Raw genomic sequence first — 13,725 nt, forward strand, 5'->3', positions numbered from 1 at the left:
AAAATTCAAAATTTTGTTCAAATTTGTGATCTTGATCACAAAATAAATGAAGAATGATAGAAATGAAAAAAATATGGGGTGTTTTACTTCAGTATCCGACTGAAATTTCTTGAGTATTCAGTGCTAGTTATTTTCTTTATTTGTCGATAAAATCTTTCCATTCTTTTTGTTGATTAACCAGTTATGCAAAACTTAAATCCTATTGAATTACCACTTAATCAATCTGTGCTAATTGAAGCCTCTGCAGGCACGGGCAAAACTTTCACTATTGCGAATATCTATCTGCGTTTATTGTTGGGCGTGGGGTGTATGCCACTTACGGTTGAGCAGATTTTAGTCGTCACTTATACGAAAGCGGCAACGGAAGAGCTGAAAAACCGTATTCGCAAAAATATTCAGCAATGTGCCGAATTTTTAAGAGATAAAGTTAATGGGGAAAGCATTGATGGTAAGCCTTATGCCAATAATCTTGAATTTTTAGTTCAACTTTATTCGCAAATGAATGATATTCACGAGGCATTATTGCGTTTAAGCATTGCTGAACGAGAAATTGATATTTCTAGCGTGTTCACCATTCACGGGTTTTGTCAAAAAATGTTAGTGCAATTTGCGTTTGAATCTGGCGTAAGGTTTGATTTAGATTTACAGCCAAATCAACGGGATTTACTTAAAAAATTAAGCGAAGAGGTGTGGCGAGAGCAATTTTATCCGAAAGGGATAACAGAATGTGAAATTATTTCGACTGAATTAGCTACACCAGAAAATGCGTTAAATGCCGTGAGAAACTATTTGGCAAGCGAATTGCCAGAGCCGAAAGCGTTTTTAAATCAGGATTTTTCTGAATATTTAGTAAAATATAAGCAATTTATTGATGAAGTTAAGAAAGAATGGATAAAAAATGGTAAAGAATTAGCTACTTTAATTCGAGAGGATTTAGCTGCGAAGAAATCTTTACACGGCAATAAATATCGAGCAAATAAGTTTGAAGATATTGTTATCGAAATGAACGTTTGGGTAAATACTGCCTCATTAGTATTGCCGAAAGAATTTCACCGATTAACGGAAAATATGATAGTTGCTTCAACAAAAGACAAGTGCGAACCGATAAATTCTCCCCAACTTGCAAGAAATCAGGCATTTTTGACCGCTTACAAAGAGCAGTTTGAAAATAGTTTGAAAGCGATTTTGCTCTATCAATTTTTAATAGGCTTAAAAACGAAGCTGGCAGACTATAAGCAATCACACCCAGAGCGTGGTTTTGATGATTTGTTGGTAATGTTAAATCAAGCTTTGAAAAATCCGCAAACGGGTAAAGCATTAGCACAAAAAATTCGATCTATTTATCCTTTTGCAATGATTGATGAGTTTCAAGATACCGATCTTATCCAATATGAAATTTTCAGCCAAATTTTTATGGCAGGGCAGAGCGATAACGGTTTTATTATGATTGGCGATCCGAAGCAGTCTATTTATAAGTTCCGTGGGGCAGATATTTTCACTTATTTGAGAGCAGCGAAGCAGGCTGATGAGCAATTTACTTTGGGTAAAAACTGGCGTTCTTTGCCCGAGGTGGTGCAAGCGGTCAATAATTTGTTTCATTTTGCAAATAGCGAGAAGTCTCCGTTTCTTTATGAGGACATCGGTTTTTATCCTGTTCAAGCAGATAGTCGCAAAGGTAAATTAATAAGTGAGCAGGGGCATTTTGTTTGTTATACCAGTGATAAAACTAATCAAGATGATGTGGCGGAAATTTGTGCGTATCAAATTCATCAACAGCTTAATGCAATGCGTGCGGGCAAATTGGGTATTGAAAAAAGCGGTGAGTTTAACCCTTTTGAGCCAAAAGATATTGCGATTTTAGTGAGAAAAGGCTCAGAGGCAAAACGGATTAAAAAAGCCTTGACTGGACGAAATATCAAATCGGTTTATTTAGCAGAATCTGCTAGCGTGTTTGCTTCAGAAATTGCCTCTGAGCTCTGTTGGCTTTTACAAGCAGGGCTGAATCCATATCACTACAAAGCCTTATTGTCAGCCTTAGGCTCAACCCTTTGGGGGCTAAGTGCGGCAGAGATTTATCGCTATAAAGAAAACGAAATGTTGTGGGATTTAAAGGTAAATCAGTTCGTTGAATATAGCAGAATTTGGAAAGAGCAAGGCATTTTACCGATGTTGCATAAAATCTATTTAGAGCAAGGTATTATTGAACGCTTGAAAGGTTTAGCGAATGCAGATCGTTTAATTACGGATTTATTGCATTTAACTGAAATTTTGCAAGAAATGTCGCAAGCATTCGAATCAGAGGCGGAGCAGGTGCGTTGGTATGAAAAACAAATTAGCTCGCCCGATTTTAATGATGAACAGCCTCTGCGTTTGGAAAGCGAGGAAGAGTTGATCAAAATTGTGACTATTCACGGCTCGAAAGGCTTGCAGTATCCGATTGTTTGGCTGCCATTTGCAGCAGAAAAAAGCGAGAACGATACTAAGGCAAATTTGGGCTTATACCGCAATGCACAAGGTGAATTGGATTGGTATTTAGGCGAAGAAGAGGTAAAAGCACAAATCCAAAATGAAGCTTATGCGGAAGATCTTCGTCTGTTTTATGTGGCACTCACCCGTGCAGAATCGCAGATCAATTTAGTGTTGCCAAAAATGATTTCGCTCTGGAGCCCATTACATTATTTATTGGCAGAGGGGCAGTTACCAAAAGATAAAGTAAGTGTGGCGGGCTATTTTGAGCAAAAACAGATTTCAGCCAAGATTGTCGAAGTCGCAGAGCATTTACCTTTTAGCCGTTGGGAAAGCGATAAAACAGAAGAGGATTATCAAGCTAAAACCTTTAGTGGCAATATTCGGGTAGTAGGGCAGATTACAAGCTTCACTTCACTTTATGCACAACACGAGCGTTTTAGTGAGGGTAAAGCAGACAGAGTGGTAGATTTAGCCCAAGACAGAGATGTGCATATTGAAACCATTGAGCCAGATTACGCGATTGAAACCGATGCCTTTTCACCATATCAATTTCCGCACGGTATTCGAGTTGGAACGGTGTTACACAGCTTTTTTGAGCATTGCCGATTTGGTGAGCAAATTGATAAAGAACGTGTTGCGAAAGTGTGTGAACAATTAGGTTTAAGCGAGGAATGGATAGAGCCAACATTGCTTTGGTTTGATCGTATTTTTTCTACCCCTTTGGCAGAGGCAAATTTTTGTTTAAAAGAGATTGATGAAACTAAACGGTTAAACGAATGGCAATTCTATTTACGTTTAAAAAATAATAAAGCCTTACACCAATTGAATGCGTTATTAAAGCAATATAGTCCATTAGCGAAAACATTGCCAGAGTTACAGCTGCCACAATTAGAAGGGTTCGTACGTGGTTTTGTTGATTGCATTGTGCAGATAAATGGAAAATTCTATTTAATTGACTATAAATCCAACTTCTTAGGCTATTTACCACAAAATTATTCTACAGAAAGCATTCAAAGAGAAATGGGGAGACAGCGTTATGATTTACAATATTTGCTTTATACCCTTGCAATACACCGCTATTTACTCTCTCGTTTAGGCGAATCTTACGATTATGATCGAGATTTTGGTGGTGTAGCTTATCTATTTTTACGTGCAATGAATGGCGAAAGCGGTAATGGTGTCTATTTTGATAAACCAAATAAAAAATTGATTGAAGAAATGGACTTGTTATTTGGGTAGATGTTATGCCTATTGTCGGGGAGAAATATTTCCCCCATTTTGTTACCCTTTTTCATACCAAATTTTATTGATATAAAGCAAAACGTTACCAGCAGGTGTCTCTACCCGAATTTCATCATCAATCTGTTTGCCGATTAACGCACGGGCGACCGGAGAGTCTATAGAAATCCAGTTTTTTGCCGGGTCAAATTCATCACAGCCAACAATACGATATTGTTTGGCTTCTCCCTCTTCATTTTCAAGTTCTACCCAAGCACCAAAAAAGACTTTGCCTTCTTGTTTTGGATGATAATCTACAATTTGGAGCACTTCTAGGCGTTTTGAGAGAAAACGCACGCGACGATCAATTTCTCTTAAACGGCGTTTACCATAGATGTATTCGGCATTTTCACTGCGATCGCCAAGTGCTGCGGCATCAGAAACGGCTTGCGTAACCTTTGGGCGTTCTTCTCGCCATAGGAATTTTAATTCTTGATCAAGAGCTTGCCAGCCTGATCGAGTAATGTAATGAGATTTAGCCACGATTATTCCTTTAGAGAATAAACAAGCGGTTAAATTTTCTCTGAAATTTACCGTTTTTCAATGAAAAATGACCGCTTGCAGTATAGAAAATTATTTAGAAAGTAATAAATTTGCGATTGTTTTCATACCTAAACCAGTCGCACCTGCTGCCCATAAATCATTGCCCGTTTTGCGAAACGTAGCAGAGGCATCAATGTGTAACCAATTTTGTTGATAATTTTCAACGAAATAAGATAAAAATGCGGTAGCGGTACTTGCTCCAGCACCTACTGGCACAGAGCCGATATTTGCAATATCGGCAAAAGATGAGCTAATTTGATCTCGATGTAGCTCTTCAAATGGTAAACGCCAGAAAGGCTCATTTTCTTTTTTAGCAGAGTTGAATAGGGTTTCAATTAAGCTGTCATCCATTGAAAGGATGGCGTGGTAATCATTACCTACCGCTACTTTTGCCGCACCCGTTAAGGTTGCGGCGTCAATAATAAATTCTGGTTTTTGCTTAGTGGCATCAATTAAGCCATCGGCTAATACCAAGCGTCCTTCTGCATCAGTATTGAGTACTTCAACGGTCACGCCATTGCGGTAAGTGATAATATCGCCCAATTTGAATGCGTTATGGCTCACCATATTTTCTGCACAGCAGAGATAGAGTTTAACGCGTTTATTTAAACCTCGTGCAATCGCGAAGGCTAAGGCACCACTTAAAAGTGCCGCACCGCCCATATCGGTACGCATTGTACTCATTCCATCACTTGGTTTAAGGCTATAACCACCAGTGTCAAACGTAATTCCTTTACCAACTAAGCAAGCAAAAACGGGGGCGTTTTCATCACATTGGGGATTGAAATCGAGCGTTAATAGTGCCGCAGGATTGCTTGAGCCTTTCCCCACCGTCCAAATGCCGTGGTAGCCTTGTGATTGTAAGTTTTCACCTTGAATAATGTCATAAGAAACGGTATTGGGTTTTGCCATATGTTGAATAAATTCGACCGCTTGTTGTGCTAATTTTACAGGCGTGAGCCTATCTGAAGGTGCATTGATTAATTCGCGTATAAAAGTGGCACATTTCAAGCGGTTGTCAAATTCGGATTGCTGTTCGCCCAAATCAGGATATTGTACCGAGCCTTTATTTTTAACTGAGTTAAAGCCTTGATGGAAAGCCCAACACTCCTCTAAACCCCAGTTATTACCCACTAATTTAACATTCAAAATGCCTTGGTTTTTAATTTTGCGTGCGGCTTTTTGAACAGTTAGTAAGTTATGTTGCAGATTGTGGACGGTAAAGCCTAAATCGTTGGCAGACAGAATAGCCTTTTCTCCCCAAATTTCAGGTGCCGCTTGTTGAGAAAGGGTGATGTTCATTGCAGTCATTATTCGTTCCTTGTTTTTTATGGTTTCGGGCGGAGATGAAGCCCGATTATCCTAGCAAACTTTTGCAAATTTTTATAGAAAAACGACCGCTTGTTATGCGGTGAGGCATCTACAAGCGGTCATTTTAGGTGTTTTTACGAAGCTTTTGTGAATTATTGACCATTCCACGCTTTAATTGCATTGTGGCGAATGTTAATGCGGCTTTCTGCATTGCCTTTGTAATAGTCTTTATCTAACGCACCTTCCCAGTCGCCATACGTTGGGTTTGGTAAGATGATGAATTTACTACCGAATAATTTGCTGTTCTCAGCAACAAATGCACGACGTTCCGTGTTAGATTTGCGGTAGGTGGCATCGCCAAAATCATTTAAATTATCGCCTAAATAAAGCACAATCTCATAGCCTTGTTTTTCTATTTCTTCAAAACGAGGCGTTTTATTTGATTTATCTTTTTTTAGGAATAACGTTTGTTCACTCACGCCATTAAAGCCAAGTTTTTTCATATTGTCGATAGTGGCGATTTTTTCATTACTGTCTTTACGGTTTGAAACATAGAACACGGTGCCTTTATGGCTGTTTACATAGTTGTTAAATTCAACGGCTCCAGCAATTGCTCCCGTTTGACGAGCATTTACCCAGCGTGTCCAGCTTTCACTATCAAACGGTTTATGATTTTTTACTTGCCAGCCTGCGTATGGGCTGTTATCTACCATCGTTTCATCTAAATCAACAACAACGGCTTTTTTCTTGCCTTTTTTCACTTTTGCCTGATCAAAAGCGACTTTTGCTGTATTAAATGCTTGGTATGCTAATGCTTGATATTCGCCCGATTGTTGTACCCAATTTACGCCTAAGGTTGCTTGTTCTTGCAATACCATTTGGTGGTGTTGCTCATTATTTTTTTGACCAGTGTGAGTACAAGCCGTTAGAACGAATAAGGCGGTTAGGCTTATTGCTGAATATTTTAAGTGTTTCATAAAGTTGTCCTTAATTTTTTTGTTGATAAGCGAAATTATTATACCTAAAGAGAGGTTGATTACTATAAATTTTATAATTTTATTACGGCTATTCACTTTTAATTAAAACTAAGATAGCCTATCAACCTTTTTATAACATAAAAATAGAGGCTATATGCAAACATTATTAAAATTTACACAATTTGTGAGTAAAACCTTTGCCATTTGGGTGGTTGTTTTTGCTTACATTGCAGCACAATTTCCAGATTTGTTTAAACAATTCGTGCCTTGGATTCCTTACCTATTAGGTATCGTTATGCTTGGAATGGGGTTAACCTTAACCTTCAAAGATTTTGCGGAAGTAACGAAAAATCCAAAATCAGTTATTATTGGTGTGATTGCACAATTTGTTGTTATGCCAAGCGTTGCTTATGGATTAGCAAAAGCATTTAATTTGCCACCTGATCTAGCTATTGGCGTGATTCTAGTGGGTTGTTGCCCTGGGGGAACATCTTCAAATGTAATGACTTATTTAGCACGCGGTAATACTGCGTTATCTGTCGCTTGCACCACCATTTCAACCTTGTTAGCCCCAGTATTAACGCCAGCTATTTTCTATTTATTTGCAAGCCAATGGTTAGAAATTAATGCAACGGCAATGTTTATCTCTGTACTACAAATAGTGTTATTACCTATTTTTGTTGGAGTGGTTATTCGTACTGTCTTCAAGCAAAAAGTAGAACAATTTAGCCAAACGATGCCGTTAATTTCAGTTATTGCGATTGTATTAATTGTGACCGCGGTGGTGTCAGTAAGTCGTGATCGTATTATTGAATCAGGATTGTTGATATTTGCGGTTGTGGCATTACACAATGGTTTAGGTTATTTAATTGGTTATTTAGCCAGTCGTTTATTCAAGCTAGCGATTGCGGATAGCAAAGCGGTTGCAATTGAAGTGGGAATGCAAAACTCTGGTTTAGGGGCAGCCCTTGCGGCATTACATTTTAAAGCTAATCCTGTGATTGCTGTACCAAGTGCAGTATTTAGTTTCTGGCATAATATTTCAGGCCCGATTTTAGCGATGATTTTTGCAAAGATGAAAAACGATAATCATAAATAAACAGTCGTTTTTTAAGATAAAATTTGGATTGGGTGAATAGCTCGGACAATCTACACAAAACCAGCAACGGGTTGAAGCGTATCCAACGTGGGCAAATTGGCTGGCTCAGGAAATGGGTTTGCAAGCCTTAGTTTGCCAAGGTTCAGACCTACTTTCGCCTTACGTGGGGAAACCGAGCAAAATATCACCTGTGTTTTCAAAGAAGCGAAGGCAAATAATAAAGTGCTGATTTTTGTCGAAAAATTTGCCAATTTTGGGGGGGGGACAAAATTGAGTCTGATTTCCTGGTGGGTCAGCCATAGTGGACATTTTTGAGTCTGCTATGGCTTTATTTTTAACTCTTCCGACAGATAAAATCCTTTATAAACATCATCTTATGTTCATCTGTTAGTCCCTGATGTGAGGCTAATTTGGCTTTCATTTGCCTAAAAAATGACTCAACGAAGTTGGTCGTATGAGCAATGTTTAATTCGGGATGTGCTTGATAGGTAAATAGATAATTTATGCTATGTTTTAAGCTCCAATACGCGCTCCGTAACCGCTTATGTTTAAATCGTTTTGAGTCTGTTTTAGAACGTTCATTAAAGTAATCTTTATGTTCATTTAACCATTCAGATAACGCGAGAGTGAGAGTTTCTTGCGTTTGAAATTTAAGGGAGTAATAGAGGGATAATAGTGCTTTTCCCGCCTCAGATTTAGGCGATTTTGTTAGATAAAATATGCCTCGTCCGATTTGATGAAAATGGCATATTTGAGTAGAAATATGAGGGTAAGCGTTTAATGGCCCTCTTCGCCCATCGCAGGTAATAGGTTGAGTTTTAACGCCTTTTTCCATGAGTTCTGAGATTGCTTCAAAATAATATCGATTTTTCTCAGCTGGAATAAAGCGAAAATAAATCGGTTTTGATGATGAGGAATCCATTAGGACGAGTACCGAAAATCGTTGTTTAAAGTGAGTGGTATCCATCACGATACTCGCTGTTTGAGGAAGTGCTTTTTGCTCTGCTTTTAGGGCTTTCTCAAGATGCCTTCTAATCGTTCTTTCAGAACATTGATATTCCAAAGAAAGCTGTTGAATAGTCTGTTTTTGTGAGGTGTACTTAAACCAAATTTCTTCGGAATTAAGCCGCTTGGATACGAAAAAGTTACGGCTGCAATCAAGGCATTTATAGCGTTGAATACCATGAATTTTGCCATACTTTTTAAGGTTAAAAGATGAGCAGAAAATGCAATTTTTTAGGCATTTTTATAAAAAGTAGGTTAAAGCCTTATATTACAAGGTTTTAACCTACTTTGCAGACTCAATTTTGTCCACTATGCCAACATTTCCAAATGAGGGCTATGTTGATAGATGAGCAATCGCAAACGGTGAAAGCAATAGGCTGCGGTGGTTTTGTTTACATTTACCAACTCAGCCGCTGTTCGAGCAGTTACGCCCGCTAACAGCCCAATGAGTTTATGTTGTTTGTACTGACTTAGACGACTTTTTCTCATTCGGTTATCTTAACCTAAATGAGAGTTTTAGTCGTTATTTAGGACAGCTCCAAAATTAAAGTAGATTTAAATTATAAGATAAAATCTGATGTATATTCTGCCGCAACAATAGGATCAAGGCTATAAATAATATTGCCACCTTCTAAAGACGCAGTTAATGCAACCTCCTTGGTTTTTGATCCACCTTTAGAGTTTTGACTTTCAATGGTGACTGCAATAGAGGAGAATACTTCCTGAATATTGATTTTATTTAAGAAATCGGGAATAGCATTCGCATTAAGGGGATCCGATTTGAGCTGAGCTTCTAATTTATCACTAAATCCATCTCCATCGCTGTCTGTCTCGTTTCGTTTTGTACCTAATCGAGCTTCTTGTTGGTCTGTTAAGCCATCATTATCCGAATCTTTATCAGTATAGTGCGTATCAATTCGGTATCCGCGTGAAAAGACACTTTCTAATTGTGGATTATCCGCATAGAATTGATTCATTTTATGTTTATCTTTTGAACTTCCTGTACCGTTAAAAAACGTTGTGTTTTCATAAGAACCTAATTTTCCAATCTTTATTCCGAGAAAGCTATATCCGCTACTCACAAATTCTCCATTGATTACATACGAATCTGTTTTGTGCAAACTTACTGGATTAGTTAAATCACTTTCGTCTGTAATAGTTTGTTTTACAAATTCATCTGCTTTGGCTCTAGCCTGTTTTAAATCGTCGGGGCTTCCTGAATCTGTTTTTAATACAGCAGGGTTAAATAAACTACTATGACGGAAAATTGAAGCAAGTTTTGGGTTATTTTGTATCGTATAAGATACAAAATATTGAGCAAGATAACCTCCTAATGAATTTCCCGTTGCATAGAGATTTTCAGGATTATATTTCGCGACATATTCAGCTGCTTGATCGATGTAGTTTAACTGAGGGTGTTTTTTCCCAGATAGGATATTTAAATTCCCTTGCCAGTCTGAGCTACTATTTGAACCTCTAAATGCGATCGCTACATTTTGATAAGAACCATCTGCATTTTTGCCATTACCATAAATAAAATATTGTAAATCCTTACCTGTAGAAACGTATTTTAATATTTCCCACTGTTTATTAATTTCACGAATATCTGCTCCATTACTCATTCGTTGCTTATTAAATTCATCAATACCAGTATCTTTATAACGCTCAAATATATTTCTATTTACATTCTCACTACTATGTGCAGCGGTTGCAAAGAAACGTAGATCCCTTTCCGAAACATTCCACATTTTCGGATTTTTATCGTGAATATCAATAATCCCATCGCCATCAGAATCTACTTTGTAAGAGTCAGTAATATTTTTCGCGGCTATATCAGGATTGGCTTCAACATATTTCTCTAAAGCAGTAATTACTTTAGCTTTGGCTTCACTATTTTGTAATATATAAGCCTGAGGATCTAATTTATATTTTAAGGTACTAAAATCAAATGGTTTGTTAGATTCATACGATAAAACATTATTTGGATAAGTTACCTTAGTGGAATAAACAGGTAATACCTGATAATCGTGAGTGGCAACTGCAGAGGCTTTATTACCAGCAATATCAGTTGTGGTTAAACTTGCAGTAATTTTGCTATTTTTTGCCAAAATTTGACCGCTTGTCGTCACGCTAAAGCGTTCACCAACAACTTCCGTTGTTAAAGTTTGATCGCCGATTTTAATCGTGATGGCATCTTTATCTCTAGAATGTTTAACTGTGCCAGTAATATTAATGTGGGATAATTTAGTTTCATCTAGATTGATAGTGTTGTGATCTGTTACTTTATCAAAAGTAATCACTGGTTCTGCAATCTCGGTTACCACATCATAACGATGTGTTTTCGTCGCAGACTTCTCATTTCCTGCACTATCACGTGTCGTAATCGATGCCTCAATTTGACGGTTTGCAGCTAATATCGCTCCCGTGGTCGTCACCGCAAAACGCCCATCTGCTTGTATTGGCGTAGTTAACGTGGTATCGCCTACTTTTAACGTCAATACATCATTTATATTCGCATTCTTAACGCTGCCTGAAATCGTCACGCTATTTTGCGTCGCTTCAGCACCATTAATCACATTATCTTCTGCGACTTTATTAAACGTAATCACTGGCTCTGCAATCTCGGTTACCACATCATAACGATGTGTTTTCGTCGCAGACTTCTCATTTCCTGCACTATCACGTGTCGTAATCGATGCCTCAATTTGACGGTTTGCAGCTAATATCGCTCCCGTGGTTGTCACCGCAAAACGCCCATCTGCTTGTATTGGCGTGGTTAACGTGGTATCGCCTACTTTTAACGTCAATACATCATTTATATTCGCATTCTTAACGCTGCCTGAAATCGTCACGCTATTTTGCGTTGCTTCAGTACCATTAATCACATTGTCTTCTGCGACTTTATTAAACGTAATCACTGGCTCTGCAATCTCGGTTACCACATCATAACGATGTGTTTTCGTCGCAGACTTCTCATTTCCTGCACTATCACGTGTCGTAATCGATGCCTCAATTTGACGGTTTGCAGCTAATATCGCTCCCGTGGTTGTCACCGCAAAACGCCCATCTGCTTGTATTGGCGTGGTTAACGTGGTATCGCCTACTTTTAACGTCAATACATCATTTATATTCGCATTCTTAACGCTGCCTGAAATCGTCACGCTATTTTGCGTTGCTTCAGTACCATTAATCACATTGTCTTCTGCGACTTTATTAAACGTAATCACTGGCTCTGCAATCTCGGTTACCACATCATAACGATGTGTTTTCGTCGCAGACTTCTCATTTCCTGCACTATCACGTGTCGTAATCGATGCCTCAATTTGACGGTTTGCAGCTAATATCGCTCCCGTGGTTGTCACCGCAAAACGCCCATCTGCTTGTATTGGCGTGGTTAACGTGGTATCGCCTACTTTTAACGTCAATACATCATTTATATTCGCATTCTTAACGCTGCCTGAAATCGTCACGCTATTTTGCGTTGCTTCAGTACCATTAATCACATTGTCTTCTGCGACTTTATTAAACGTAATCACTGGCTCTGCAATCTCGGTTACCACATCATAACGATGTGTTTTCGTCGCAGACTTCTCATTTCCTGCACTATCACGTGTCGTAATCGATGCCTCAATTTGACGGTTTGCAGCTAATATCGCTCCCGTGGTTGTCACCGCAAAACGCCCATCTGCTTGTATTGGCGTGGTTAACGTGGTATCGCCTACTTTTAACGTCAATACATCATTTATATTCGCATTCTTAACGCTGCCTGAAATCGTCACGCTATTTTGCGTTGCTTCAGTACCATTAATCACATTGTCTTCTGCGACTTTATTAAACGTAATCACTGGCTCTGCAATCTCGGTTACCACATCATAACGATGTGTTTTCGTCGCAGACTTCTCATTTCCTGCACTATCACGTGTCGTAATCGATGCCTCAATTTGACGGTTTGCAGCTAATATCGCCCCCGTGGTTGTCACCGCAAAACGCCCATCTGCTTGTATTTGCGTGGTTAACGTGGTATCGCCTACTTTTAACGTCAATACATCATTTATATTCGCATTCTTAACGCTGCCTGAAATCGTCACGCTATTTCGCGTCGCTTCAGCACCATTAATCACATTGTCTTCTGCGACTTTATTAAACATAATCACTGGCAATATTGGCTTTGTTACTACAACATTTTCATTAGTATTAGTATTAGTATTAGTATTAGTATTAGTATTAGTATTAGTATTAGTATTAGTATTAGTATTAGTATTAGTATTAGTATTAGTATTAGTATTAGTATTAGTATTAGTATTAGTATTAGTATTAGTATTTGAGTTCACGGAGGGATTATTCTCAATAGTTTTATTGCCATTGGTAGAGCTATTTGTAATAGCAGGATTTACTATTATCGTTTTTTCAGGTTGAGTACTTTGAGTTGCATCAGCCTTAAATTTTATGATTTCAGAATGAGGGGATTTTCTCTCTTCATTTGCTTTAGTATGAGAAAAACGGTCTGTAAAAAACCAGCCTGACAATCCAATACCACCTAGTGTAGATAATATGCTTGTGCCTGAAATATTCGATGGCTCAAAACCTATTTTTTGTATTTGCCACTCAGTTTGCTCTGGCAAAGAATATGGACTGTCTGTCGTATTTGTAGCACTATTGCTAGCCTCTTCAACTGCAATCTCTTTATCATAAGCAACTTTTTCAAGCACTATCCTTTCAATTTTCCAATTTTCCTGGTTATCAAGTTGCTGATTGTCCCCATTTAATGCTTTAGTTATCAATGTATCATCAATAATATATTGCTTAGCATTCTTTTTGCTATTTTGTGTAAAAGAGACAGGGAGCGATATTTTTTTTATTACTATCATTAGTATGCGTTACCTTAAAAAATTGAAGAGCTTCGCTTAGGTTTATTGTAGACTCTAAGCCAAAATTGTTTTTATATTAACTTTTCTAGGTGGTTTTTTCTAGTTTTTCCTGTGTAATGAAACTTAAAAAGTGTAAAATTTTTTGTCATTTTGACCGCTTGTTAGCGTACAATAA

Annotated in this window: 7 protein-coding genes and 1 pseudogene; 2 read left to right on the top strand and 6 right to left on the bottom strand. The window is 38.0% G+C overall.

Annotation, left to right across the window (positions count from 1 at the left end):
- Nucleotides 1-183 precede the first annotated feature (183 nt).
- Complete coding sequence (gene recB, locus GM698_RS08490) at nucleotides 184-3,708, top strand: exodeoxyribonuclease V subunit beta (protein ID WP_209289273.1); 3,525 nt, start codon at nucleotides 184-186, stop codon at nucleotides 3,706-3,708.
- Nucleotides 3,709-3,750: 42 nt separating this feature from the next.
- Here the strand turns inward: recB and greB are convergent, their stop codons facing one another.
- The 3 genes from greB to GM698_RS08505 form a co-directional block, all read right to left on the bottom strand.
- A complete protein-coding gene (gene greB, locus GM698_RS08495; protein WP_176810208.1) occupies nucleotides 3,751-4,230 on the bottom strand; it encodes a transcription elongation factor GreB in 480 nt (159 codons plus the stop codon).
- Between the two features lie 90 nt (nucleotides 4,231-4,320).
- On the bottom strand, nucleotides 4,321-5,601 hold the full coding sequence (gene pepB, locus GM698_RS08500) for an aminopeptidase PepB (RefSeq protein WP_209289274.1): 1,281 nt from the start codon (nucleotides 5,599-5,601) through the stop codon (nucleotides 4,321-4,323).
- A gap of 152 nt (nucleotides 5,602-5,753) precedes the next feature.
- On the bottom strand, nucleotides 5,754-6,578 hold the full coding sequence (locus GM698_RS08505) for a 5'-nucleotidase, lipoprotein e(P4) family (protein ID WP_209289275.1): 825 nt from the start codon (nucleotides 6,576-6,578) through the stop codon (nucleotides 5,754-5,756).
- Nucleotides 6,579-6,732: 154 nt separating this feature from the next.
- On the opposite strand from GM698_RS08505, the gene GM698_RS08510 reads away from it, so the two are divergent.
- A complete protein-coding gene (locus GM698_RS08510) occupies nucleotides 6,733-7,677 on the top strand; it encodes a bile acid:sodium symporter family protein (protein ID WP_176810205.1) in 945 nt (314 codons plus the stop codon).
- A gap of 334 nt (nucleotides 7,678-8,011) precedes the next feature.
- Here the strand turns inward: GM698_RS08510 and GM698_RS08515 are convergent, their stop codons facing one another.
- The 3 genes and pseudogenes from GM698_RS08515 to GM698_RS08525 all read right to left on the bottom strand — a co-directional run bounded on the left by GM698_RS08515 (nucleotide 8,012) and on the right by GM698_RS08525 (nucleotide 13,550).
- Nucleotides 8,012-8,644 (bottom strand): hypothetical protein, encoded by a 633-nt coding sequence (locus GM698_RS08515; protein ID WP_209289798.1) that lies wholly within the window; start codon nucleotides 8,642-8,644, stop codon nucleotides 8,012-8,014.
- A 356-nt stretch (nucleotides 8,645-9,000) separates the two neighbouring features.
- Nucleotides 9,001-9,171, bottom strand: a pseudogene (locus tag GM698_RS08520) (IS1595 family transposase); the annotation flags it as partial.
- Between the two features lie 71 nt (nucleotides 9,172-9,242).
- Nucleotides 9,243-13,550, bottom strand: a complete 4,308-nt coding sequence (locus GM698_RS08525) for an Ig-like domain-containing protein (protein WP_209289276.1) — start codon at nucleotides 13,548-13,550, stop codon at nucleotides 9,243-9,245.
- Between the last annotated feature and the right edge of the window lie 175 nt (nucleotides 13,551-13,725).

The organism is Mannheimia sp. ZY171111 (assembly GCF_017750945.1).
Taxonomy (GTDB): domain Bacteria; phylum Pseudomonadota; class Gammaproteobacteria; order Enterobacterales; family Pasteurellaceae; genus Mannheimia; species Mannheimia pernigra.